Genomic DNA, 24891 nt, shown 5'->3' with positions numbered 1-24891 from the left:
AGGGGCGAGTCCATACATAGGAGCGAGGCTTGCCCGCGAAGGCGTTCTCAAGTACGCCAAAAACTTCGCGGGCAAGCCTCGCTCCAGGTTGATCTGCCCCCCAAAAAGTTGTACACCAATCCTGATTTTGGGATCAGATCAATGCTCAGTTCAACGCGAGGTCGTCCACAGACTGCTGCCCGCGGGCCAGCGCCGCGCGTTGCAACTGGCTGGCGATCAGGGTGTTTTTCAGCAGATAGGCAATGGTCATCGGCCCGACGCCGCCGGGCACCGGGGTGATCGCACGGGCGACGGTGCGGGCACTGGCGTAGTCGACATCGCCCACCAGACGGTTGCCGGACTCGCTGGCGATGCGGTTGATGCCGACATCGATCACCACCGCGCCGGGCTTCAGCCAACTGGCATCGATCAATTCTGGCCGTCCCACCGCCGCGACAACGATATCCGCCAACCGACACAACGCCGGTGCATCGACGCTGCGCGAATGCACCACGCTGACCGAACAGTTGGCCTGCAACAGCAAGGTCGCCATCGGTTTACCGACAATGTTCGAACGACCGATGACCACCGCGTGCAAGCCGCTCAAGTCATCACCGCAGGTCTCGCGCAGCAGGCGCATGCAGCCGCTGGGGGTGCACGGGGTCAAAACCTCGAAGCCTTGCACCAGCCCGCCGACGTTTTCCCGATGAAATCCGTCCACGTCCTTGATCGGGTCGATGGCATGAATCACTGCCGCCTCGTCGATAGCATCCGGCAAGGGCAGTTGCACAAGGATGCCGTTCACCGCGGGATCGGCATTGAGTTGTGCAATCAGTTCCAGTACCTGAGCCTGGCTGGCGGTTTCCGGAAGACGGTATTCAAGCGAGCGGATGCCGACTTCCTTGGCGCGCAGCAGTTTATTGCGCACATAAACGTGGCTGGCCGGGTCGTTGCCGACCAACAGGACCGCCAGGGCGGGATAGATCTGCTGGCTGGCCAGGGCCAGAACCTCTTCCCGGACCTCGTCGAGAACCTGGGCAGAAATGGCTTTGCCGTCGATATCGCGGGCAAATGCAGGGGTGCTGCTGGTCAAAAGAGTCACCGTTGTCTTGATTGAGTGGGGGGTGAAGTGATCATCGCGGCGTCTTTGCGCGCCGATGATCCATCAGAGACATGCAGGCAAGGGGGCTCAGATTATCAGGTGAGGGCAAGTACGACAAAAGATCGCATTCGACAGCTACAGGGATCGCATCTGATCCTCCTTGCGGGTCAAGATCAGACTCAACAGCACCGAAGTCAGAATGATCCCGCCAACAACGGCCAGCGACCATTCAACCGGCATGTGAAGCCACGGCATCAGCGTCATCTTGGCGCCAATGAACACCAGCACGATCGCCAAACCGTATTTGAGCAAGTGGAAGCGGTCAGCCATGTTGGCCAGCAGGAAGTACAGGGCACGCAGGCCCATGATCGCGAAGATGTTCGACGTGAACACAATGAACGGATCGGTGGTGATGGCGAAGATCGCCGGGATGCTGTCGACCGCAAACATCAGGTCGCTGGCCTCGATCAGCACCAGCACCAGAAACATCGGCGTCGCCCAGTACCGACTGTTTTGCATTACAAAAAAACGCTCGCCATGAAACCCGTTGGTGACGCGCAGATGGCTGTGTATCCAGCGCAATAAGGGGTTCTTATCGAGGTCAGGCTGCTGATGGGCGAATACCAGCATCTTGATCCCGGTGATGATCAGGAACACACCGAACACATACAGCAGCCATGCGAACTGCGACACCAGCCACACGCCGGCGAAGATCATCGCCCCACGCATCACGATTGCCCCGAGCACACCGTACAGCAACACTCGGCGCTGCAACTCTGGCGGCACGGCGAAGTAGCCGAAAATCATCACGAAGATGAACATGTTGTCGATCGACAGCGACTGCTCGATCAGATAGCCCGTGAGGAATTCCAGGGTTTTACGTTGGGCGATCTCGGGCCCAAACTCACCATTCAAATACCACCAGAGTAATCCCGCGAAAGCCAGCGCCAGCGCGAACCAGGTAATCACCCAGCACGACGCCTCGCGCACCGATACCCGATGCGCCTTGCGCCCGCCGAAGACAAACAGATCCACGGCCAGCATGGCAAGAACGAAGACGATGAAGGCGAACCACATCCAGAGTTCACCGATGTTCAAGGGTTGCATGTCGTTCTCCCTGTCTAGATTTGCTCTGGAGCCGACAGAGTCATGCTAGCGGGGAGATTGCAGCGAAGAAAAATCGAATATTCTTTACCAATAATTCGTTATTTACGAAGTGTCGCTGATGGTTCTCCGAACACCACCGCAACACCGGCGATCAGACAGGCCGGGATGGAGCCTTTCAATGCATCTTGCTGTGATCCCGCATGCCGAGCGCCCGAGTCTCGGCGTCAACCTTGATCGTCTCCTTTTCGCCCTTGGCGTTTTCCACGGTCAGGTTCAGGGGTACTTTGTCGCCTTCCTTAACCTGAGTCGTCAGGTCCATCAGCATGATGTGATAGCCATGGGGATCAAAGCTCACCGGTTTGCCGGCCGGCAGCGCGACGGACTCGACCTGGCTCATGCTCATCACATCGTCTTTCATGCTGGATTGGTGAATTTGCACGGTGTTCGCGACCGGCGACTGCACGCTGAGCAGTTTGCTGTCGCTGTCGGCCTGCAGGGTCATGAAGGCGCCGGTCGAATGCTGGCCGGCCACCGTCGCACGAACCCAGGCGTCATTCACCTGGGTTTGAGCAGACACCTGCGAGGCCATGCCGATCAGGAAAAGGCCCAGGGTCAGCTGTTTAATACGTGGTGCGTAGATCGAAGTCATCAGCAGACCTCCATGACGGTGAGCAGGTCTTCTGCACACTCTTGAGCGGTAAGGGACGCGGACAGCCCCAGGCGCAAATTGCCTCGGGAGTCGAAAACGAAGCTGGTCGCGGTGTGGGAGAGGGTATAGGTCGAACCGCTCGGGATCTTTTCAAAGAACACACCGAACTCTTTGGCGGTGGCGGCGGTTTCTTCCAGCGTACCGTGCAGCGCCTCGAAACTCGGGTCGAAGGCCTTGACGTATTTGTCGAGCATTTCCGGTGTGTCGCGCTCGGGGTCCAGGGTGATGAAGATCACTTGCAGGCGTTCGCCATCGCGGCCCATCAGTTTTTTCGCCTGTGCCGCACGGGCCAGCGTCGTCGGGCAGACCGCCGGACATTGGGTGAAGCCGAAGAAGATCATCGGCATCAGGCCCCGATAGTTGCCCAGCATCCGGTACTCGCCCTGGGCGTCCTTGAGTTTGAAGGTACGCCCCATGATCTTGTCGCTGAGGTCCTTGCCGTACTTGAACGACAGCTTGCTGCTGTCATCGCAGCCGGCGAGCAGGCCAAGGCTCAACAGGCTCATGCCTTGCAGGACCGTGCGACGGGTATACAACGTACTCATGGAAAAAAGCATCCTGTGTAGCGACCGGGAATCTACAGTGGCTGATCAATCAGACGAAAAAAAGCGCACGGATGTTAACAAACTGTTGCCCTGTGGCGCTCAATCGATGGCCTGCCGGTATGCGCCAAAAGGTCGCGGCCTCGGCCGTGGCAAATGCAATACGCGGTGCTGCTGAAGGCAACACTTGCCCGAATGGCACCGAGGAACCTGTGGCGAGTGAGCTTGCCCCCGTTGGGCTGCGCAGCGGCCCCAAAAAAGGATCACTCACAACCCTGCGTCAGTAACTCACTCACCACAACAGCCCATACCTACTCAGGCGTATTAATGTGATCCAGAACCAGCCTGTAAGACGATGGTCTCACGGATTGGCAGGCAAACTATTTCTAAAACAGCACACTAGCGGGAGGATTGCGGTAAAAGAAAAATAGATTATTCTTTATCAATAACTCGTTATTTGCGCAGTGTTGCTGATGACTTTTCGGCGAGTCTTGTGTTTGTATCGCTGGTGGTATTTAAATAACATTTTCGTTGTCATTTTGAGGTGAAGAATAGTTATGTGGGGCTTTGATAGGGAAGACTGCGCCAAGCGCAGCGGATCCAGATTTTTGCCTCGCTTGGCAACTTTAATGTGTTGAGGTTGTGCTTTTTTTATATTGTCTGGTAGTGGTGCTTAAAGTGGGCCGGTAGCTATTAGGCGAAGCTCTCCATTTTGTACGTTATATAGAACTCCATTTTGTGTTGCTTTGAATTGGAATCTTGCTGTAATCGTTTGGTTAGAGTTGTCTCGTTCGAAAGTGACTTCGCCCTCAGTTGCGTAGGATACTTCCCCATCCGCAGCGATAGCCGCAAATATTTCACCATTTTCCTCGGGGAGTATAAAGTGTGTGCCATCCTTGAAAGTTCGGGGAATAACAATTGCAATTTGCCGAATCCACGGGTCGGATCCGGATAAGTTTTGCCCAATGAGACTCACGTTTTTTGAAGTTAAAGATTGGTAGTAGCAATTGGTTGATTCATGTTTTTCTCCGATGGATGGATGTTTTGGTGAAAAGGTCGCTTTGTAATATGTGTTCTCTGGATTTTTTTGTGCAGGTAGAAGAAAATTAAAATTTTTATCAATGCCGAGCTCGATATGGTCGGTGCTTTTCATGATGCGAGACCCTTGGATAATCAATATGAGTTTGTTGCGAGTTAGATGGCCTTGGTTCAGGCCATCTAATCATGACGGTAATCGTTATTTTTGGGCGGAACAACTGACAGAGTTGTCAGTTGCGCAACATTAAAAAGTGTGCAGGAAACTTTTCTCTTGGATAACGCACGGGTGCTGCGCAAACATTTCGCGGCACCCTTCCTCTCGCGGGAATCGGTTCCAGCCGGTCGACCATAGGCGAATAATGTCCAAGGGACAGCGGCAGGGTACGAGACGGGACCAACCACTTTGACCCAATCGCTTCAGACGCCGACACCAGTCGCAATAAGTGTCGAATCGTCATAGGAGCGCCCGGGGAGAGCTATCCCGACCGGCATGCCGATGTTGGTGATGCCCGTCGGTACAGTCACTCGGCACGTCGAGGTGGCGGATGGCTTTCGCATCAATGCACGCCAGCGGCCTTGTTCAGATCGCTTTCAGCCCATTCGGTATAAACGCAAGTATCCGCAGTTGCCCAGCGCACGCGCACCGGATCACTGACCTTGAGCGGCATGCCCGCAGCGGATAGCGCCTTGACTGTCATGGACGTGCCGCCCAAGGTCACTACGCTGCAAGTCTAGCTTTCACCAAGGAAAAGTACTTCAGTGACTGTGGCTGCGACTTCGTTCCAGCCCGCCATCAGTGGTTCCTGACGGGCCTGGTCGACATTCAGGGCCAGAGCTTTTTCCGGGCGCACAATCAGCAATACATCCTGATCGGTTTGCAACCCTGCGGTCAGACGAATCGACAGCGACCAGCCTTCAAACATAGCCACTGCGTTGCCTTGGGCCTTGTGCTTGAGAAAGTTGGAGTTGCCAAGGAGCGAAGGCATTAGGTCCTGGCGCAGGGTGGTCCACATTTTTACCGGAAGGGTTTGCAGGCCCGGGCTGGCCATCATCACGCTCAGCACCACTTCATCCCAGGAAACCAGGAAACCAGGAAACCAGGAAACCAGGAAACCAGGAAGGCGAACAGAGCACCGGCGACCATGCCCGGACGAATCGCCGGAAAGGTCACTTTGAACACCGCTTGCAGGCGCGGGGCACCGCAGATCACCGCGACATCCTCGATCGACTGATCGAACAGCTTCAGCGAGTTGATGAGGTTCTGCAATTGGCACATCTATTCATTAAGGTGTATGCACTTTTATGAAGCTCACTGCAGTCGGCCTGCACTATGCCAAGGCAAAAACCGAATAGTCCCGGGCCTCGGTGATTCGCAGGGAAATCATGTCAGGCCCCTATAAATCCTCACTGAAAAGGCGTTCCAGGACGCTCGATGCGCAACTGGCACAAACGCTGCATTAGATCGATCAAGGTCCACGCAGTGGGCCGCCCCGTCGATCAACGAAGATCGACCGGCCGAGCAGGTCGTGGGCAACATCGGTGGATCAGGCGAAGGCGCCAGGTCGAACACCGCGAAGAACAGGCAAAGACGCCTGGAACCGAAAGGTTTCAGGCGTTTTTTTTTGCTTTTTTAACCGTGATTGGCTTTGGCTGGGTGCTTACTATGAATTCCAATGTTGCCGCGTTGAACAAACTGCAAACACTGATCGTGATCGGCAATGGCATGGTCGGACATCATTGTGTCGAGCAGCTCATCGAGCGCGGCGCCCTCGACCATTACCGCCTGCATGTCTTCAGCGAAGAGCCGATGCGTGCCTACGACCGGGTGCATCTGTCCGAGTATTTCGGCGGTCGCGATGCCGAGTCGCTGGCCTTGGGCGAAGCCTCTCTGTACCAGACGCCGGGCGTCACCCTGCATCTGGGCGTGCCGGTGCTGGAAATCGACCGCGCCCGGCGCCAGGTGATCACCGCACAAGGTTGCATCGCTTACGACAAACTGGTTCTGGCCACCGGTTCTTATCCTTTCGTTCCGCCTATTGAAGGTGCAGAAGGCGACTCGCGCCTGGTCTATCGCACCCTTGAGGACCTCGACGCGATTCGTGCCGCGGCAGCCAATGCCCAGCGTGGCGTAGTAGTCGGTGGTGGCCTGCTCGGTCTGGAAGCCGCCAACGCCCTGAAAAGCCTGGGCCTGGAAGCGCATGTGGTGGAATTTGCCCCGCGCCTGATGCCGGTGCAACTGGACGAGCAGGGTGGCCTGGCATTGAAGGCGCAAATCGAACGGCTCGGCGTCAGTGTGCACCTGTCCCGGGGCACGCAGTCGATCAGTGCCGGCGAGCAGTACCGCTACCGGATGAATTTTGCCAATGACGAATTTCTCGAAGCCGACCTGATCGTGTTCTCCGCCGGCATCCGCGCGCAAGACGCGCTGGCCCGCCAATGTGCGCTGGACATCGGGCCGCGTGGCGGCGTGGTAATTGACGATCAGTGCCTGACCAGCGATCCGAACATCTACGCCATCGGCGAGTGTGCCGCCTGGAATGGCAGCCTCTTCGGTCTGGTCGCCCCCGGCTATCAAATGGCCCGTGGCGTCGCGACGCTGCTGTGCAATCAAGTGGCGGAGCCGTTCCAGGGCGCCGACATGTCGACCAAGCTCAAACTGCTCGGCGTCGATGTCGGCTCCATCGGCGATGCTCACGCCCAGACGCCGGGTGCGCGCAGCTATCAATTCATCGATGAAGCCACGGCCAGCTACCGCCGCCTGGTGGTGGATGTTGACAGCAAGCGCGTGCTCGGCGCGGTGCTGGTCGGCGACAACAGCTATTACGACACCCTGCTGCAATACATGCAGAACGGCATTGCCTTGCCGTCGGAACCGGCCAGCCTGATTCTGCCGTCGTCCACCGGCGCGCCAACCCTGGGCCCGGGCGCGTTGCCTGAATCGGCGACAGTGTGCTCGTGCCATAACGTCACCAAGGGTTCGATCTGCTCGGCCATCGACGGTGGCTGCACCGACCTCGGCCTGCTCAAGTCTCAGACCAAGGCTTGCACCGGTTGCGGCGGTTGCGCGGGGCTGCTCAAGCAAGTGTTCGAGCATGAACTGATTGCTCGCGGCGTCAGCGTCGACAAGAGCCTGTGCGAACACTTTGCCTACACTCGTCAGGAGCTTTATGCGCTGGTGCGGGTAGAAGGGGTGATCACTTTCGAAGAACTGCTGGCCAAGCACGGTCGCGGCCACACCGGTTGCGACGTGTGCAAACCGGCGGTGGGCTCGATCCTCGCCTCGTGCTGGAACCAGCCGATCATGGACGCCTCGCTGGTGCCGTTGCAGGACACCAACGACACGTTCATGGCCAACATGCAGAAAAACGGTACCTATTCGGTAGTGCCGCGCATCGCCGGGGGCGAGATCACCGCCGACAAGCTGATTGCGATTGGCGTGGTGGCGAAGAAATACGACCTCTACACCAAAATCACCGGCGGCCAGCGGATCGACTTGTTCGGCGCGCAGTTGCATCAGTTGCCGGACATCTGGTCCGAGCTGATTGAGGCCGGTTTCGAAACCGGGCACGCCTATGGCAAATCGACCCGCACAGTGAAGTCTTGCGTGGGCAGCACCTGGTGCCGTTACGGCGTACAGGACAGCGTGAAAATGGCCCTGACCCTCGAGGATCGCTACAAAGGCCTGCGCTCGCCGCACAAGCTCAAGTTCGCTGTTTCTGGCTGCACCCGTGAATGCGCCGAGGCGCAGAGCAAAGACGTGGGTGTGATTGCCACCGAAAACGGCTGGAACCTCTACGTGGCCGGTAACGGCGGCATGCGCCCGCGCCACGCCGAGCTGTTCGCCACCGACCTGGACGATGAAACCCTGATCCGTTACATCGACCGGTTCCTGATGTTCTACATCCGCACCGCCGACAAATTGCAGCGCACCTCGGTCTGGCGCGAAAGCCTGGAGGGCGGCCTGGATTACCTCAAGGACGTGATCATCAACGACAGCCTGGGGCTTGGCGCGGAACTCGAATCGCAGATGCAACTGGTGGTCAACCGCTACGAATGCGAATGGGCCAATGCCCTCAAGGACCCGGAAAAACTCAAGCGCTTCCGCACCTTCGTCAACGATCAACGCCCGGACCCGGACATTCATTTTGTTCAGGAACGCGGTCAACGTCGGCCGATCATGGCCGCCGAACTCAACCTTATCCCTGTCACCGAGGAGAATGCCTGATGAGTCAGTCCAATACCCAGCGTGTCAACGCCCATGCCACGGCCGCCAATGTTCACGCCTGGCAGGCGGTGTGCAGTCAGCAGGATCTGGTCAGCAACTCCGGCGTCGTCGTCTGGCTCGACGGCGCGCAGGTGGCGCTGTTCTACCTGCCGCAGGCCGAGGGTCGCACCCTTTACGCCATCGACAACCATGATCCGCAATCCGGCGCGAACGTCATCGGCCGCGGACTGATCGGCAGCCTCAAGGGTGATCTGGTGGTGGCGTCACCAATCTACAAACAGCATTTTCGTCTTGAAGACGGCAGTTGCCTGGAGTACCCGGAGCAGCGCCTGCGCGTATGGCCGGTGCGCCTGAACGCCGGCGTCGTGGAAGTCGCGGCGGCTTGATTGCGGCCCTGAACCGTATCGGAGAACGTTGATGAAGACAGCCGCACAGTTGCTCAAACTGAAAGTCGTGCAAAACCAGCAGGTGCACAGCATCGCACCGGACCAGATGGTCCTCGATGCCCTGAAAATGATGGCCGAGAAAAACGTCGGCGCGTTGCCCGTCATCGAAGGCGGGCAGGTGGTCGGCGTCATCAGTGAGCGCGACTATGCGCGCAAGGTCGTGCTCCAGGGGCGTTCTTCGGTCGGCACGCCGGTGCGTGAGATCATGAGCGCGCCGGTGGTGACCGCCGACAGCCTGCAGAGCATCGAGCGTTGCATGGAGGTCATGACCGACAGTCATTTGCGCCATCTGCCCGTGCTGGAGAGCGGCGAACTGATCGGGCTGTTGTCGATTGGCGATCTGGTCAAGGAAGCCATCGTCGAGCAGGCCGATTTGATTCGGCAACTGGAGCACTACATTCGCGGCCACTGAGAACTCTGCGTTGCCGACTCACAAGATCAAAACGCCAACTCGGCACGTTCAATACCGCGTTCAGCTCAACACCACTGAACTGGTCAATGACATCAGCCGCACGATCGGTGAGCAGAGCCTGGCCAGCAATGAAATCGTCCATCAGGTGGAAATGATTGCCGGCATGTCCGAAGGCAACAGCAAGGTCATCAACCAGACCGCCTCGACCACCGATGATTCGCAGTCGGTGGATCGGTTTCGCCTTTGAGGCATTGGCTGGCCCTGTTCCTCGGGGCCAGTCAGCTCATCCAGTTGCCGCCATCGACGTTATAAGTCTGCGCCACGATGTAATCGCTCTCGTTTGATGCCAGGAAGATCGCCATACCGACAAGATCATCTGCCGTGCCCATGCGTCCGTAGGGTACTTCCTGACCCGCCAGCCTTTTCTTTTCCCCGAGCGGCCGGTTCTCATATTGGGCGAACAGTGCATCGACACCATCCCAATGCTCACCATCCACCACGCCCGGCGCGATGGCGTTCACGTTGATGTTATGGGAAATGAGATTGAGACCGGCCGATTGCGTGAGGCTGATCACTGCTGCTTTGGTCGCGCAATACACCGCGACAAGCGCTTCACCGCGTCGACCGGCCTGACTGGCCATGTTGATGATTTTGCCGCCGTGGCCCTGGCGGATCATCTGTTTGGCTGCGGCCTGTAGCGTGAACAGAGTCCCGGACACATTGATCGAGAACAGCCGTTCGTAGCTGTCGCGAGAAATCTCCGTAATCGGCGCGAGATCAAACAGGGCCGCGTTGTTGATCAGGATATCGAGCTTGCCTGCGGTGGCGATGACCGCCGCGATGGCACCGTCGATCGATTGCTGGTCGGTCACGTCCATCTCGACTGCATAGGCATTTGGCCCCAACTCGGTTGCGCTGGCTTGCGCCCGTTCCAGGTTGATGTCTGCGATCGCAACCGTAGCACCTTCACGGATATAGGCTTGCGCGAACGTTCTCCCGATGCCTCTGGCAGAACCGGTGATAAGGGTGCTTTTTCCTTCTAGACGTTTCATTTTTTCCATCCATTCGTAAGAGCTATAGAGACGCCCCGTTGAGGGCGTTAAATGCGGTCGTCAGTCTGCGAAGCCCCCCTGCCGTTACTACTTGGGATAACCAGCGCGCTTCATCTCGCGTTCGGTGGCCTGCTGGGCCGATGCCAGAGCCTGTTCCACCGGCATCTGCCCGGTGAGCGCCGCAGACAGCAGCTTGCCGACCGACGTGCCGATGGCCTGGAACTCAGGAATGGTCACGTACTGGATACCGACGTAGGGCACGGGTTGGACTGACGGGTGCGCTGGGTCGGCGTTCTGCATCATTTTCAGCGTGACACCGGCGAAGGGTGCCGCCTGCAAATAAGCGTCGCTGTAGGTGGACATGCGGGTGCCCGGCGGTACGTTGGTGATGCCATCCTTCTCGGCGACCAGTTGGATGTATTCCTTGGAGGTCGCCCAAGTCACAAAGGCTTTGGCGGCTTCCTTGTGTTTGGACGTCGCCGGGATGGCCAGCGACCAGGCATAGAGCCAGGACGAACCTTTGTCGGTGACTTGCGTGGGCGCCGCGACGAAGCCGACCTTATTGGCCACCTTGCTTTGAGTGGTGTCGGTGATGAAGGAGCCCGCGACGCTGGCATCGACCCAGATCGCGCATTTTCCGCTGTTGAACAGCGCCAGCGTCTCGTTGAAGCCATTGCTCGAAACACCCGGCGGGCCGTACTGCTTGAGGGTGTTGACGTAGAAGTTGGCGGCGGCGGTCCATTCCGGCTCGTTGAGTTGCGGCTGCCACTGCTCGTTGAACCAGCGCGCACCAAAAGCGTTGGACATGGTCGTCAGCAGGGCCATGTTTTCACCCCAACCGGCCTTGCCGCGCAGGCACATTCCATACTGCTCTTTATCCGGCTGATGCAGCTTGCCGGCGAACTCGCCAAGCTGCGTCCAGGTCGGGTGCTCGGGCATGGTCAGGCCGGCGTCCTTGAACAGGTCGGTACGGAAATAGGTGATGGTGCTTTCGCCATAAAACGGCAGGGCGTAGAGGGTGTCGTTGACCGACAGTCCCTGACGAACCGAGGGGAAAATATCCGCGAGGTCATAGCTGGTGGGCAGGTCTTTTATCGGTTCCAGCCAATGCTTGGCGCCCCACAGTGGTGTTTCGTAAGTGCCGATGGTGAGCACGTCGAATTGACCGCCCTGGGTGGCAATGTCGGTGGTCAGGCGCTGACGCAACACGTTCTCTTCGAGTACCACCCAGTTGAGCTTCACGTCCGGGTGCAACTGTTCGAACGTTTTGGACAGCCGCTGCATGCGGATCATGTCGCTGTTGTTCACAGTGGCGATGGTCACCGTTTCGGCAGCCTGGCAGAGCAGGGCAGAGGACAGGCCGGCGGACAGAAAAAACGCGCTTGGAATGATCTTCATCGTGTTCTCCGCTCTGCGCCTTGGCGGCAGAGGCTCTTATTGTTGTTGTAATCCACGGTGCGGGTCATCGCCGCAACGGGATGACCACAGGATTACAGCAACCCAAGCGGTGAACAAATGAACGGCATACGTGCCACTGATACTTTTTTAACCACGCAGGAGCATGGAAAAAAAGTATCAGTGGTCGCCATACAGCGCGCTAGGCTTGCCGTCTGTTTAGGGTGAATCTGATAACAGCGCCTTGGCGTTTCGAATCAGCTTCGACTCGTCCCGGGCTTCGCGGTAGCCTTGATAAAACCAACAAAAATGGAATCGCCAGGGTGATGAACCATCACGTAACCGCAGACAAGCCGCCAGCGCTTGAAGTCATTCTGAACGAGCCCCAGCACAGCTTTCGTTGGTATGAGCATGACTATCCCTTCGACCTTGCTCGCTGGAACCATCATCCGGAATTCGAGATCCACCTGATCCGCGAAGGCAGCGGACGACTGTTGGCCGGTGACTACATCGGTCTGTTCGAAGCCGGCCATGTCGCCCTGATCGGCCCCGGCCTGCCACACGACTGGATCAGTGACCTGGGCAAAGGGGAGGTGATTGCCGGGCGCGACGTCGTGTTGCAATTCGATGGTCAGATGTTGATGCAACTGCGCGACAAGATCCCTGAACTCAGCGAATTGCAAAACCTGTTTCGCCAGGCGGCCCAAGGCATCCAGTTTCATGGCGCTACCCGCAAGAAAGCGGCCCGACTGCTGGAAGACATGGGCCAGTGCCAAGGATTGCAGCGGTTATGCCTGTTCCTGTCGTTGTTGCAGTTGCTGGCATCGGCGCCCGAAAGTGAAAAACAGACACTTGCCAGCCTGCAATATGCGCCGATGCTCGACGCATTGACGGCCCAGCGCATGAGCATTGTCTTCGACTACATCCTCAACGATCTCGCGGATGAGCTGCGGATGTCCGTCATCGCCCAGCGCCTGGACATGAACGAACCGGCCTTCTCCAAATTCTTCAAACGCGCCACTGGCCACACCTTCGTCGACCTGACGCGCAAACTGCGCGTCCAGCGTGCCTGCCGTTTACTGGCGCAAAGCAGCTTCAGTGTTGCGGATATCTGCTTTGAAGTGGGGTATGCCAACCTGTCGAATTTCAATCGACACTTCCGCCATGAAATGCAAGAGACGCCCAGTCAATATCGGCAGCGGTTGCAACGGGTGGTGGCGGTCAGTCATTGAAAGGCTGCGATCTTTTCGGGCACAAAAGCCGACACTTATCTTGCGACAGGTAGCGTTTTTTGTGGCGCTGAAGTGTTAGGCTCGAAAGCGATCGGCTATTGGCGATCGCGCATCTCGAATTTTTTTCCTCGAGTTCTTGACATGCCTTTCGAACCAGTCCAGAATTGCGTCCATTCCTGCTTAGGGAACACGAAAACCCCTTAGATTTCAAAGGGTTGGAAGCTAGATTAGAATCTTGTTTCCAGATACGAGTTTACACGTTTGATGTTGTGCTACTGACATCAGATGTTTGAGGCCGAATAGCAAAATGGTTATGCAGTGGATTGCAAATCCACCTACGCCGGTTCGATTCCGACTTCGGCCTCCACTTTAAACGAGCTCCGTAGATCCATGATCTACGGAGCTTTTTTATTTTCGCAGCCCTGCAAGATTTAGTCTTGAAAAGGATCTTTGCGAACTTGCTTCACCGGGGCGGGATGTATATATTTCCCCCTCTGTTGCACAAGGGTCAGAACTGCCAGCCTCGTTATTGGTTAGTTTTAAGACCGCTTTACCGCGCTACCGCCCGAATGGCGAAACTGGTAGACGCATGGGACTTAAAATCCCCCGCTCGTAAGGGCGTGCCGGTTCGATTCCGGCTTCGGGCACCATATTTATCAAAGGCCTGCATGAGGTTTCTCATGCAGGCCTTTGTCGTTTCTGCCCCCTCGGTGCCAGTCGGTTAAGCATTTCATCCGCGACACCCGCGTTGTAGCAGCCTTCGGCAGCTGCTACAGATCCACATCAAACTGCTACTTCTCCGTCCATTTCCCACCACCGGTTTCGCAATCGATCTTGGCCTGCGGCAGGTTCTCGATGCTGTAGTAATACGTGATGACTTGGGCATTGTCGGGAATGTTCAGCGGTTTGCTGTTCTTGTCTTTGCTGATGGACTGAGGGTTGGCCAGCGCCTCTGGAGTCAATGTGCCCAGGCAGGTGGCCCGATAGCGATCGCCGCACTGTGCGACTTTTTTCTTGGTGCTGGTCAGCATTTCCTTGCTCTCGTTGCTGCAGGACCAATCAATAGAGTCCACGGGCATGCCTTCGTACTCATAGCAGGAATGTGTTTCGATCACGGGAACTGAAGGGCTTTGGGATCGGGTCTTGACGTCGCACCCTTGGGCCATCACCCACATGGGGCACAGGCAGACGATCAGAAGCAGAAGAAGTCTGTTCATCGGTATTTCCTCTCCTTAGCGCCCCATGCGGGGATCTGGGAGTCAGCTACACGAATGGCTGGCCGGTGAAACCACGCGGCAATCTTTGCAGTCCGGGCATTTCTATCAGCCGCTGGGTCCAGGCTGCGCGCCAGTCAGTGACGGTGTGGACGACTTTGGCCTTGCGTGCGGCCCGACGTGCAGCGTTGCGTTCGGCTTTGCGCGCTTCTTTGAACGCATCGGTGTTGCGGCAGCTTCTGCATTTGACGCGGGTCAGTATGCTGCTTGAAGTCAGGTTGCTGCCTTTGTGTCCGCAAGCCAGGTGCCCGCCGACTTTGAAGTGAGTGACCATGAGGTATCTCCTTCTTGATATGTAATCGTTCGACAGATGGGCGAGGGCGTTCGTTCGTTATATAGCAGGCAAAAAAAGGCCCGCATGCGGGCGGGCCAGGGGATTTCTTGAAAGGAGTGGGTGCACTGTAGAGGGGGAATTGTGAAGACGGTGTGAAATGAGCAAGGGCGCAAACAAAAAAAGCCCGGCAAACTTGACCGGGTTGGTGTGTAGCGCAGACAGGGATAAGCCTGGTGACGATGATGTCACCGATCAGGCGTCCTGACTCGGGCTCTGTCCTTGGCTTGAGTACCTTGGTCGACTCATCTGAAACGAGGCAGCGGCGGCTCGACAGGTTTGAGTGAAGACAGCGCGCTGCGAATCTGCGGCGTGTCTTTTTCGATGTCGTTCAGACGATCGCGAATCCTGAGGGCTGTCGGATGCCCCCCTTGATTATCAACCCAATCGGCGATTTCCTTGCACGCAGCGGCAAGGCGCGCCTGACGGGAGTCAAGCAGGGTGAGCAGGGTGGTGATGGACTCTTTCTCGGACATGACATACACCTCCGTTCAAAGAAATCGGGTAAAGGGCAACAAAAAGCCCGCGGGGAGCGAGCTTTCTGCCGATGGGTCGCTGATCCTTCAGCTCCTTTGAGTATAGACCCGGAAATAAAAGAGGTCAGCTCAGGCCAGCGGGGACGATACCTGCGATCTCGCGTTAAGCCGCCGACATTCGCGTGCGGCGTCCTCTTCAAGATCGAAGCCGTCACCGATGAAACCGCGAGTGCGGGTATCGGTGATGCGATACCAGACGGCAGCGTCGGGTGGCGGGTGATCGGGTTCTCCGGCCCGGCGACCATGAATGATGATCTTGTTGCACCGTTTCACAACGAAAATGTCTTCCATGGCGTCACCGAAGCTATTCGTATTCAGATCAAGCATAGAAGCCCTTTGCGATCATGCAAAAAACGGACAGGTCAGTTCGTCGGTTTAGTCCAACTCAAAGAGATCTCACGGTGTTTCGGCCGTCTCGATAAGCTTCTCCAGAAGCACTGCCAACGCGACTTCTTCGGCCCTGAGCCTTTTGCGCCCCCTCGATCGCGGCAGTTCGGATAAGGCGCCCCGCATGAAACCATCGACGACTGCCGGGTGGATGTAGCACTTGCGGCAAACCGCTGGGGTATTGCCCAGCTGCCGGGCGACGTTCTTGACCATTTCCACCACATGCCGCTTCGCGTCGGCTTCCGATTCCCACTGCAACTCGCGCAGCACCGCCAACGCCAGCGCACTGCCGGCCCAGGTGCGGTAGTCCTTGGCGGTGAAATCGGCGCCGGTCAGCGTCTGCAAGTAGGCGTTGACGTCGGAGGAACTGATGGTGTGCCGCTCGCCGTTTTCGTCCAGATACTGAAAGAGGTTTTGCCCGGGGATCTCCAGGCAACGCTTGATGATCCGCGCCAGTCGCCGGTCTTTGACGGTGATCTGGTGCTCGATGCCGCTCTTGCCACGAAACTGGAACAGAATCGCACTGCCGTTGACCTCGACATGACGGTTGCGCAGGGTCGTCAGGCCATAGGAGCGATTGTCCCGGGCGTATTGCGTGTTGCCGACCCGGATCAGCGTCGCATCGAGCAAGGTAATCACCGTGGCCATGACTTTGTCGCGGCTGAAGCCGGGCGCCGCCAACAGAGTTTCAAGCTGTTTGCGCAGTTTCGGCAGGGCCAGGCCGAAGTCCCGCAAGCGCGAGTATTTGTCGGCATCGCGCACTTCCCGCCAGCGCGGGTGATAACGGTATTGCTTGCGGCCGCGAGCGTCGCGGCCGGTGGCTTGCAGATGGCCGCGCGGGTCAGGGCAAATCCATACATCGATGTAGGCGGGCGGCACCGCGAGTGCGTTGATGCGTTTGATTTCATCCGGATCGGTAATGCGCTGACCCGCCGGGTCGAAGTAGCAAAACTTGCCACGCAGGAGCTTGCGGGTAATGCCGGGATGGCTGTCATCGACGTAATGCAGGTCGGACGGCAGAACATCGGGCAACGCGGTATCGGGCATGGCGGGCAATCCTGGGCGACGAATCATGGGTCGTTATGCCATTGACCGCGCACCGCTGGCAGGGTGCCTAGAGAATGCCTAGAGAGTGCCGACAGATTTTATGCCAGCACCGCCACCGCTTTGATCTGCGCCCAGAGTTGCTGTCCGGGGTGCACGCCCAATTGATCCCGGGAATAGCGGGTAATCCGCGCCAACAGCGGTGTGCCGGCCGCGTTCAGGCGAATCAGTACGTGAGCGGCGTTATCGGCGCCGATTTCACTGATCACCGTGACCGGCAGGCGATTGAGGATGCTGCTGTGCTCTACGCCTTGCAGGCTGAGGCTGACATCCCGTGCCTGGACCTTGCAGCGCAGTGCCTGGCCTTCAGCCATTGGTGAATGAGCGACTCGAATGCTCAGGTCCGTGTTGGGCAGTTCCAAGGTCAACAACTGATAGTCGGCGTCATAGGCACTGACGTGTCCCTCGATCACCACACCGGCGGTGTCGCCCAGCGCCAGCGGCAGATCGAGCCGGGCCAGGGTTTCACCGATGGGGCCGCTGGCCAAAGCCTTGCCGTTACTGAGCAGGACAAGGTGGTCGGCGAGCCGCGCGACTTCATCCTGGGAATGACTGACGTACAGCACGGGGATGTCCAGTTCATCGTGCAGCCGTTGCAGATACGGCAGGATTTCGTTTTTACGCTGGGTATCGAGCGCCGCCAGCGGTTCGTCCATCAGCAGAAGCTTCGGGCTGGTGAGCAGGGCACGAGCGATGCCGATCCGCTGGCGTTCGCCGCCAGAAAGGTTCTGCGGATCACGGCCCAGCAAATGGCCGATCCCCAGTAACTCAGTGGCATGGGCCATGTCGACCCGGCGCTGTTGACGAGGGATGCGCCTGAGGCCGAACTCCAGATTGGCCCGCACCGATAAATGTGGGAACAGGCTGGCTTCCTGGAAAACGTAACCCAAGGCGCGTTTATGTGGCGGGACGAAAATCCCCTTGTCACTGTCCTGCCAGACTTCATCGTTGACCTGAATAAAACCCTGCTCGGCCTGTTCCAGACCGGCGATGCAACGCAGGCAGGTGGTTTTGCCCGAGCCGGAATGGCCGTAAAGCGCCGTCACTCCGCGGCCGGGCAGTTGCAGGTCCACATCCAGGGCGAATCCCGAATAATTCAGTTTCAAGCGCGTGTGAATCATCGATCAGCTCCAGACCGCTTTGGTTTTACGGCTGGAGTAGAGCGCCAGCAATACTGCAAAGGAGAACACCAACATTGCCCCGGCCAGCCAATGAGCCTGGGCGTATTCCATGGCTTCGACGTGATCGTAGATCTGCACCGAGACCACACGGGTCTTGTCGGGAATGTTGCCGCCGATCATCAGCACCACACCAAACTCGCCGACAGTATGGGCAAAACCGAGAATGGCCGCGGTGATGAAACCGGGGCGGGCCAGCGGCACAATCACGCTGAAGAACGTGTCCCAAGGATTGGCGCGCAAGGTTGCAGCCACTTCCAGTGGGCGAGTGCCGATGGCAGAAAAGGCATTCTGCAGCGGCTGGACCACGAACGGCATCGAATACAGCACCGAGCCGATCACCAACCCCGCAAAACTGAAGGTCAGGGTGCCAAGGCCCAGCGATTGGGTGAACTGACCGATCCAGCCGTTCGGGCCGAGCGCCAGCAACAAATAAAAGCCAATCACCGTGGGCGGCAGCACCAGGGGCAGGGCGACGATCGCCCCGATCGGGCCGCGCAGCCAGGACTGCGTGCGCGACAGCCATAACGCGATCGGAGTGCCGATGACCAACAGGATCACGGTCGTCAGGGACGCCAGTTTGAGAGTCAGCCAGATGGCGGAATAATCGGCACTCGATAGCGTCATTTAGAGTTGGTAACCGTAGGATTTGATGACAGCGGCGGCTTTCGGACCTTTGAGGTAGTCAACCAGCGCCTTGGCGGCCGGGTTGTCCTTGCCCTTGTTGAGTATTACCGCGTCTTGTTTGATCGGGTCATGCAGATCGGCCGGGACGATCCAGGCCGAACCGCTGGTGACTTTGCCGTCTTTGTAGATCTGCGACAAGGCGACGAAACCCAACTCTGCATTCCCGGTAGAGACGAATTGGTAGGCTTGAGTGATGTTCTGGCCTTCGACGAGTTTGCCTTTGACCTTGTCAGTCAGGCCCTGCCTGGCCAGCACTTGAGTGGCGGCCAGGCCATACGGGGCGGCTTTCGGGTTGGCGATGGACAGATGCTGATACTGATTGTCGCTCAGCACCTTGCCCTTGGCGTCGACGTAACCGTCCTTGGCCGACCACAGCGCCAGGGTGCCGATCGCGTAGGTGAAGCGCGAGTCTTTGACCGTGTCGCCTTCGGCCTCGAGTTTTTGCGCGGTGGTGTCGTCTGCCGAGAGGAACACTTCGAACGGCGCGCCGTTCTTGATCTGGGTGTAGAACTGGCCGGTTGCACCAAAGGAAGTGACCAGTTTGTGCCCGGTATCTTTCTCGAAATCGGCCGCGATGGCATGGATTGGCGCGGTGAAGTTAGCGGCAACGGCGACCTGGACTTCATCCGCCTGGGCGGAGCCGAAAGCGAACACAGTGAACACAGTGAACAAGCACGTGGGGGCAAAACGTGAGGCACGAATGGTCATGAAACGGCTCCGTGGCAGGCGAGTGAAACGCTATATAGCGGAATATATAGCGAATTGCCTGTAAACGGAACAAATGGGAATGCCCCCCGTTGAATGATGCGCCCCCTATAGCAGCTGGCGTAGCCTGCTGTTACAGGGCTGCGTCCTACTGACGAACCAACTTCGCCAGTCCTTCCTCAGCTAACCGTCGGGTCAACTCTGCCGACGTCATTTCAACGCCCAGCGTAAACGCCTGCCCCGCCCAAAGGTTGCTGAAATCCGCTTCCCCATTGGTCCGCAACGGCATCAACGCACCGCCCGCCAAGGGAAAGGCCGGCGCTTTGTCACACATCGGCCCCAGCTCACGCATTACCCGATTAAGAATCCCGCGTGCCGGGCGCCCGGTGAAAATGTTGGTGACCGCCGTCTCGCTTTCCTTGGCCGTGCGCAACGCCTTCTGGTGAGACGCGCTGACCTTGGCCTCCGGCGTGAACAAATAAGCCGTACCCACCTGGACCGCCGAAGCGCCCAGCAGAAACGCCGCCGCGACACCCCGCGCATCTCCAATCCCGCCCGCCGCAATCACGGGCACGTTCACCGCATCGACGATCTGTGGCACCAGGGCAAAGGTCCCCACCTGGCTGCTCAGGTCATTACTGAGGAACATTCCCCGGTGGCCACCGGCCTCGTAACCCATGGCGATGATCGCGTCGCAACCATGCTGCTCCAGCCAGACGGCTTCTTCGACCGTAGTCGCCGAAGAGAGAATTTTCGCCCCGGTCGCTTTTACCTGATCCAGCAGCGACTTTTCCGGCAGGCCGAAGTGAAAACTCACCACTTCAGGACGAAACTCTTCGAGCACTTCGCAGGCCGCATTATCGAACGGTGCGCGATTGGACACCGGCGTCGGTGCGTCGAAATCGACCCCCAATTCCCGATAGTACGGCTCCAGCAGATTCTTCCAGTCCCTGGCACGTTGCTCATCGGGCGGTGGAGGTTGATGGCAGAAAAAATTGACGTTGAACGGGCGCTGGGTGTGTTGGCGAATCGTCTTCAGCTCCTCACGCAATTGCTCGATGCTCAGCATCGCGGCAGGCATTGAGCCCAGGCCGCCAGCGTTGCTTGCCGCAATCACCATGGCCGACGTCGTCGCGCCAGCCAGAGGGGCCTGAATGATCGGCAGCTCGATCCCGAACAGGTCAAGAATGCGGGTGTCTGGCCATTGACTCATGTGCAGTGTTCTCCGACGTCGGTAGAAGGGAATTTGTATCAGTAATGACTGACACAAGGCCAGTCGAGTTTGAGGATTGGCTTAAAGTCGGCTACGGCGATGTGTTTTCATGTGTTATTTCAACAGCACGACAACTGAGCGATTCCATCGGGAGGCAGTGATGTTCAAAGGCATTTTGATCGACAAGGACGACAGCGGTTACCGGGCCACCCTGCAAGAGATCAATGACGATCAATTGCCTGAAGGCGATGTGACCGTGCGTGTGGCGTACAGCACGCTGAACTTCAAGGATGGCCTGGCGATCACCGGCAGCAGCCCGGTGGTGCGCAAATTCCCGATGGTGCCGGGGATCGATCTGGCGGGCACTGTCGAAGGCAGCGGTCATCCGGACTACAAGCCCGGTGATCAGGTCCTGCTCAACGGCTGGGGTGTGGGCGAAGGACACTGGGGCGGGTTGGCGCAGAAAGCCCGCCTGAATGGCGACTGGCTGATCCCGCTGCCCAAAGCATTCACCGCTGCGCAAGCAATGGCCATCGGCACGGCCGGTTACACGGCGATGCTGAGCATCCTGGCGCTGGAGCACAACGGCGTGAACCCCGATCAAGGCGAAGTGCTGGTGACGGGCGCCAACGGTGGCGTCGGCAGTTTCGCCATCGCCCTGCTGAGCAAGCTCGGCTATCGCGTGGTGGCGTCCACCGGCCGCACTTCTGAGCACGAATATCTCAAACAATTGGGCGCCAGCGAAATCATCGATCGCGCCACGTTGTCGGAGCCGGGCAAACCGCTGGCCAAGGAACGTTGGGCGGCGGTGATCGATTCGGTCGGCAGCCACACGCTGGCCAACGCTTGCGCGAGCACCCGGGCCAACGGCACCGTCGCCGCCTGCGGTCTGGCACAAGGCATGGACTTCCCGGCCTCTGTCGCGCCGTTCATTTTGCGCGGTGTGACCCTGGCCGGCATCAACAGCGTGACCCAACCCAAAGCTAAGCGGATACTGGCCTGGAATCGCCTGGCCAAGGATCTGGACTTCGCCTTGCTGCCGCTGATCAGTCATGAAATCGGCTTGAGCGAAGCCATCGACGCCGCGCGGCGTTTGCTCGCCGGCCAGTTGCGCGGCCGGGTAGTGGTCGACGTCAATCGTTGATCGTCTTGGCACTCATCAAACAGACAAACTGTAGAAACAAGGAAATAGCGACAATGGATGTAAAGCTGCGTGAAGTGCTGCCCTTTAGCGTCTCGGGGTTGCAGGTGCGAACCCTCAATGCAGCAGAACAGCAGCCAGATACCGCACGTATCGGGCCTATGTGGGAACGATTTTTCGTCGAGGACATTTTCGACAAGATCGCCCACAAACAGCCGGAATCGTTTATGTACGGCGTCTATTCCAACTACGAGTCCGACGCTTCGGGTCACTTCGATGTGACCGCGGGTGCGGCGGTCGCCGCACCCTCCGAGGGCTTTGCGCAGATTCAGGTTGAGGGCGGCGATTACCTGGTGTTCAGCGCCAAAGGGCCGATGCCCGACAGCGTCATTCAGACGTGGGGCCTGGTCTGGGCTTACTTCGAGGACAACCCGCAGGTTCGCCGCAAGTTCGCCACGGACTTCGAGGTCTACACCGGTCCGGAGTCCGTGGCGGTTTATATCGGCATTCAGGATTCAGCCGCGTTTTCGCGTTCCAGCAACTGACGCTTGCGCTCTACGCCCCAGCGATAGCCCGACAGGTTGCCGTCGCTGCGCACCACGCGATGGCAAGGGATCGCCACCGCCAGGCTGTTCGCGCCACAGGCCTGGGCCACGGCGCGCACGGCTTTCGGTGCGCCGATACGCTGAGCGATATCGGCATAACTGGCGGTGCTGCCGGCGGGAATCTCCCGCAGGGCTTGCCACACCCGTTCCTGAAATGCCGTGCCGCGTACGTCCAGCGGCAAGTCCAGGCCAAGCGCCGGGGCTTCGATAAAACCCACCACTTTGGCGATCAACTGCTCGAACTCATGATCGGCACCAATCAGGTTGGCGCGGCGAAACTTGTCCTGCAGATCACAGACCAATTGATGCGGGTCGTCCCCCAATAGAATCGCGCAGACGCCGCGCTCACTTTGCGCCACCAGAATCGCTCCCAAAGAGCACTGGCCGACGGCAAAACGAATGTCATTGTTCTGCCCGGCCGCGCGGTAGTCGCCGGGCTTCATGCCCAGCACTTGATCCGCTGCCTCATAGAAACGACTGTTGGAGTTGAATCCAGCGTCATACAGCGCGTCGGTGACCGTGCCGCCGTCCGCCAGGCGCTCGCGAACCTTGCGTGAACGATGGGCTGTGGCGTAGCCCTTGGGCGTCAGGCCGGTGATGGCCTTGAATACACGATGGAAGTGGAAACTGCTCAGGCCGGCAGCGTCCGCCAATTCATTCAACGCCGGCAACGTCTCGGCGGATTCGATGTGACGGCATGCGGCGGCCACGGTCGTGGCGTGCTGTGCGGCGACGTCGCTTTGATCCTTCGCGGCTCGTTTGCTGGGGCGATAACCCGCCGCCTGAGCTTGCTCGGCGGTGTCGAAAAACTCGACATTCTGTGGCTTCGGCAAACGCGCCAGGCTGCTGGGGCGGCAGTAAATGCCGGTGGTTTTCACCGCATATACAAACTGCCCGTCGGCGCGGGGATCGCGCGCGACCACGGCGGCCCAGCGAGGATCGTTTTCGGTGGCGATATTTTTCGAATGAGTTGTCATGGCTTCATGTCCGTTGACCCGTTTCATGCAGATTAACCAGCCGCCAGAGACGCCACACTCCGGGTCTTGCGGTCGAATTCAACGGGTTTCATCCCGCGGTACGAAAGGTGAAGTTGATCCGTTGTTCGCCCAACTGAGGGTGATAACCCTCCTTGATCGGCAATACGCCGTGATAACGCAAACGGTCCACGCCGCCCCAGACCACGATATCGCCGTGCAACAGCGGCACGCGCTGGCTTTTGGCGCTGCGTTCGAAGCCACCGAACAGGAACGTCGCGGGCAATCCCAAGGACACCGACACGATAGGGGCTGCGTAGGAACCTTCATTCTTGTCCTGATGCAATGACATCCTGGCACCGGGAATATAGCGGTTGATCAGGCAGGAATCCGGTACGAAATCCGTAAACCCTGCCTCTCGCGCCGCCGCTTGCGCCAGCTCGAAAAACACCTCAGGCATTTCAGGCCAGGGCAGGCCGGTCTGCGGATCGTTGCGGGTGTACTTGTAGCCGCTGCGGTCGGTGGTCCAGCCCCAGGTGCCACAACTGCTCAAGGCCACCGACATGGTAAAGCCGCCGGGTGTGACCATCTGCCGAAAAGGGGCTGCAGCCAGAACCGACTCCAGCGCCGGTAGCAATCGGTCGAGCCAGGGCAGGGCAAAGCCTCTAAGCACGTAGGATTGTTCGCCGATTTGCTCGCGCCTGGGCTGTTGCTCGGGTTCGGCATCGGCAAACAAATCGAGGGTGATCGGGCTCATAGGGTCATAACGCATCGTGAAAGATGATTCCAAGGGTATGCCGTTTTCCGCTGTGCAGGCGACTCACCCCGTGACGCATGGTCACTCGGTAATAGCCGCGAATGCCTTTCACCGGACGCTGATTGACGGCAAAAATCAACGCATCACCTTTCTTCAGGTCAATCACTTGCGGGCGCGACTGCATTCGCGGGCGTTGTTCGGTCAACACAAATTCACCGCCGGTGAAATCCTCGTTCGGTTCTGACAGAAGAATCGCCACTTGCAGCGGGAACACGTGCTCGCCGTACAGGTCCTGATGCAAGCAGTTGTAGTCCTGCGGGCCGTATTGCAGCAATAAAGGTGTCGGCCGTTCCTGACCGGCGGCATGGCAGCGTTGCAGAAACGCTTCATGGGATTCGGGGAAACGGGTCGGCAGGTCCATGCATTCGTACCAGCGATTGGCGATGGGAACCAGTCGAGGGTAGAGCGCGCTACGCAACCGGGCCACCGGATCCGGCAGCGGGTACTTGAAGTACTTGTACTCACCACGGCCAAAACCGTGGCGAGCCATCATCACCTTCGAGCGAAAGGGCTCGGGCCGGTCGTACAGGGCGCTTATTTCATCGCAGGTCTCAGGGCTTAAAAACGACCTGATGACTGCGCAGCCATCCTGATCGAGTTGTTGCTCGAGTGCGCCCCAGTCGAGGGCATCATGGTGAGTGGGATCGGTAAGCAAGGGTTCTGACTCCTTGACCAAAAGGTCGAGGCGGCCAGTTTATTG

25 protein-coding genes, 2 tRNA genes and 3 pseudogenes are annotated in these 24891 nt (G+C 58.3%); 9 read left to right on the top strand and 21 right to left on the bottom strand.

The features are described from left to right. Window positions 1-145: 145 nt before the first annotated feature. The 7 genes and pseudogenes from MMG91_RS27535 to MMG91_RS27500 form a co-directional block, all read right to left on the bottom strand. The gene (locus MMG91_RS27535; protein WP_310661310.1) at window positions 146-1072 is read right to left on the bottom strand and encodes a bifunctional methylenetetrahydrofolate dehydrogenase/methenyltetrahydrofolate cyclohydrolase FolD; all 927 of its coding nucleotides are present in this window, start codon (window positions 1070-1072) and stop codon (window positions 146-148) included. A gap of 144 nt (window positions 1073-1216) precedes the next feature. Beyond that, window positions 1217-2188, bottom strand: coding sequence for a TerC family protein (locus MMG91_RS27530; protein WP_310661309.1), 972 nt, complete (start codon window positions 2186-2188; stop codon window positions 1217-1219). Between the two features lie 175 nt (window positions 2189-2363). Further along, entirely contained in the window at window positions 2364-2837 is a 474-nt protein-coding gene (locus MMG91_RS27525; protein WP_310661308.1) for a copper chaperone PCu(A)C, read from the bottom strand. After that, window positions 2837-3442 (bottom strand): SCO family protein, encoded by a 606-nt coding sequence (locus MMG91_RS27520; RefSeq protein WP_305445619.1) that lies wholly within the window; start codon window positions 3440-3442, stop codon window positions 2837-2839. Before MMG91_RS27520 ends, MMG91_RS27525 begins: the two co-directional genes overlap by 1 nt. A gap of 670 nt (window positions 3443-4112) precedes the next feature. Then, window positions 4113-4592 carry a hypothetical protein gene (locus MMG91_RS27515; protein ID WP_310661307.1) on the bottom strand — a complete coding sequence of 160 codons (480 nt, stop codon included), beginning with the start codon at window positions 4590-4592 and terminating at the stop codon, window positions 4113-4115. Window positions 4593-5034: 442 nt separating this feature from the next. Next, window positions 5035-5457 (bottom strand): annotated as a pseudogene (locus tag MMG91_RS27505) (TOBE domain-containing protein); the annotation flags it as partial. After that, window positions 5431-5738 (bottom strand): annotated as a pseudogene (locus tag MMG91_RS27500) (ABC transporter permease); the annotation flags it as partial. The pseudogenes MMG91_RS27505 and MMG91_RS27500, both read right to left, overlap by 27 nt. A 402-nt stretch (window positions 5739-6140) precedes the next feature. Between MMG91_RS27500 and nirB the strand changes: the two are divergent. The 4 genes and pseudogenes from nirB to MMG91_RS27480 all read left to right on the top strand — a co-directional run. Beyond that, the gene (nirB, locus tag MMG91_RS27495) at window positions 6141-8702 is read left to right on the top strand and encodes a nitrite reductase large subunit NirB (RefSeq protein ID WP_310661306.1); all 2562 of its coding nucleotides are present in this window, start codon (window positions 6141-6143) and stop codon (window positions 8700-8702) included. Continuing rightward, entirely contained in the window at window positions 8702-9088 is a 387-nt protein-coding gene (gene nirD, locus MMG91_RS27490) for a nitrite reductase small subunit NirD (protein ID WP_310661305.1), read from the top strand. Before nirB ends, nirD begins: the two co-directional genes overlap by 1 nt. Window positions 9089-9119: 31 nt before the next feature. Then, window positions 9120-9560, top strand: coding sequence for a CBS domain-containing protein (locus tag MMG91_RS27485; RefSeq protein WP_305445616.1), 441 nt, complete (start codon window positions 9120-9122; stop codon window positions 9558-9560). Between the two features lie 64 nt (window positions 9561-9624). After that, window positions 9625-9807: pseudogene (locus MMG91_RS27480) on the top strand (methyl-accepting chemotaxis protein); the annotation flags it as partial. Between the two features lie 31 nt (window positions 9808-9838). On the opposite strand, the gene MMG91_RS27475 reads toward MMG91_RS27480, so the two are convergent. Further along, window positions 9839-10612 (bottom strand): L-iditol 2-dehydrogenase, encoded by a 774-nt coding sequence (locus tag MMG91_RS27475; RefSeq protein ID WP_310661304.1) that lies wholly within the window; start codon window positions 10610-10612, stop codon window positions 9839-9841. An 87-nt stretch (window positions 10613-10699) separates the two neighbouring features. After that, a complete protein-coding gene (locus MMG91_RS27470; protein ID WP_310661303.1) occupies window positions 10700-12010 on the bottom strand; it encodes a sugar ABC transporter substrate-binding protein in 1311 nt (436 codons plus the stop codon). Between the two features lie 323 nt (window positions 12011-12333). On the opposite strand from MMG91_RS27470, the gene MMG91_RS27465 reads away from it, so the two are divergent. The 3 genes from MMG91_RS27465 to MMG91_RS27455 all read left to right on the top strand — a co-directional run bounded on the left by MMG91_RS27465 (window position 12334) and on the right by MMG91_RS27455 (window position 13889). After that, complete coding sequence (locus MMG91_RS27465) at window positions 12334-13239, top strand: AraC family transcriptional regulator (protein WP_310661302.1); 906 nt, start codon at window positions 12334-12336, stop codon at window positions 13237-13239. Between the two features lie 293 nt (window positions 13240-13532). Further along, a tRNA-Cys gene (locus MMG91_RS27460) sits at window positions 13533-13606 on the top strand. A 196-nt stretch (window positions 13607-13802) separates the two neighbouring features. Beyond that, a tRNA-Leu gene (locus MMG91_RS27455) sits at window positions 13803-13889 on the top strand. A gap of 141 nt (window positions 13890-14030) precedes the next feature. Here the strand turns inward: MMG91_RS27455 and MMG91_RS27450 are convergent. From MMG91_RS27450 to MMG91_RS27410, 9 genes are all read right to left on the bottom strand, one after another. After that, complete coding sequence (locus MMG91_RS27450) at window positions 14031-14456, bottom strand: hypothetical protein (protein WP_305445540.1); 426 nt, start codon at window positions 14454-14456, stop codon at window positions 14031-14033. A gap of 46 nt (window positions 14457-14502) precedes the next feature. Next, window positions 14503-14787 carry a hypothetical protein gene (locus MMG91_RS27445; RefSeq protein WP_310661301.1) on the bottom strand — a complete coding sequence of 95 codons (285 nt, stop codon included), beginning with the start codon at window positions 14785-14787 and terminating at the stop codon, window positions 14503-14505. A 302-nt stretch (window positions 14788-15089) separates the two neighbouring features. Then, on the bottom strand, window positions 15090-15320 hold the full coding sequence (locus tag MMG91_RS27440) for a hypothetical protein (RefSeq protein WP_008012835.1): 231 nt from the start codon (window positions 15318-15320) through the stop codon (window positions 15090-15092). A 129-nt stretch (window positions 15321-15449) separates the two neighbouring features. Further along, complete coding sequence (locus MMG91_RS27435) at window positions 15450-15707, bottom strand: hypothetical protein (RefSeq protein WP_305445536.1); 258 nt, start codon at window positions 15705-15707, stop codon at window positions 15450-15452. Window positions 15708-15776: 69 nt separating this feature from the next. Beyond that, entirely contained in the window at window positions 15777-16814 is a 1038-nt protein-coding gene (locus MMG91_RS27430; RefSeq protein WP_310661300.1) for a DNA topoisomerase IB, read from the bottom strand. Between the two features lie 98 nt (window positions 16815-16912). Continuing rightward, a complete protein-coding gene (gene modC / locus MMG91_RS27425) occupies window positions 16913-17992 on the bottom strand; it encodes a molybdenum ABC transporter ATP-binding protein (protein WP_310661299.1) in 1080 nt (359 codons plus the stop codon). 3 nt (window positions 17993-17995) lie between these two features. Next, complete coding sequence (gene modB / locus MMG91_RS27420) at window positions 17996-18676, bottom strand: molybdate ABC transporter permease subunit (RefSeq protein WP_305501858.1); 681 nt, start codon at window positions 18674-18676, stop codon at window positions 17996-17998. Continuing rightward, complete coding sequence (gene modA, locus MMG91_RS27415; RefSeq protein WP_310661298.1) at window positions 18677-19444, bottom strand: molybdate ABC transporter substrate-binding protein; 768 nt, start codon at window positions 19442-19444, stop codon at window positions 18677-18679. A gap of 145 nt (window positions 19445-19589) precedes the next feature. Next, a complete protein-coding gene (locus MMG91_RS27410) occupies window positions 19590-20654 on the bottom strand; it encodes a nitronate monooxygenase (protein WP_310661297.1) in 1065 nt (354 codons plus the stop codon). A 160-nt stretch (window positions 20655-20814) separates the two neighbouring features. On the opposite strand from MMG91_RS27410, the gene MMG91_RS27405 reads away from it, so the two are divergent. Both MMG91_RS27405 and MMG91_RS27400 read left to right on the top strand, forming a co-directional pair. Next, window positions 20815-21798, top strand: a complete 984-nt coding sequence (locus MMG91_RS27405; protein WP_310661296.1) for an MDR family oxidoreductase — start codon at window positions 20815-20817, stop codon at window positions 21796-21798. A 53-nt stretch (window positions 21799-21851) separates the two neighbouring features. Further along, window positions 21852-22340, top strand: coding sequence for a GyrI-like domain-containing protein (locus MMG91_RS27400; RefSeq protein ID WP_310661295.1), 489 nt, complete (start codon window positions 21852-21854; stop codon window positions 22338-22340). On the opposite strand, the gene ada is transcribed toward MMG91_RS27400, so the two are convergent. The 3 genes from ada to MMG91_RS27385 form a co-directional block, all read right to left on the bottom strand. Continuing rightward, complete coding sequence (gene ada / locus MMG91_RS27395) at window positions 22304-23377, bottom strand: bifunctional DNA-binding transcriptional regulator/O6-methylguanine-DNA methyltransferase Ada (protein WP_063343970.1); 1074 nt, start codon at window positions 23375-23377, stop codon at window positions 22304-22306. The genes MMG91_RS27400 and ada overlap by 37 nt on opposite strands. An 88-nt stretch (window positions 23378-23465) precedes the next feature. Continuing rightward, a complete protein-coding gene (alkB, locus tag MMG91_RS27390; RefSeq protein WP_305445522.1) occupies window positions 23466-24146 on the bottom strand; it encodes a DNA oxidative demethylase AlkB in 681 nt (226 codons plus the stop codon). Then, window positions 24136-24846, bottom strand: coding sequence for a 2OG-Fe(II) oxygenase (locus MMG91_RS27385; RefSeq protein WP_310661294.1), 711 nt, complete (start codon window positions 24844-24846; stop codon window positions 24136-24138). The genes alkB and MMG91_RS27385 overlap by 11 nt, the downstream gene beginning before the upstream one ends. Window positions 24847-24891: the final 45 nt, after the last annotated feature.

Source organism: Pseudomonas sp. JL3, assembly GCF_031570575.1.
Lineage (GTDB): Bacteria > Pseudomonadota > Gammaproteobacteria > Pseudomonadales > Pseudomonadaceae > Aquipseudomonas > Aquipseudomonas cucumis.
This window is presented reverse-complemented; position numbering and strand designations above follow the sequence as displayed.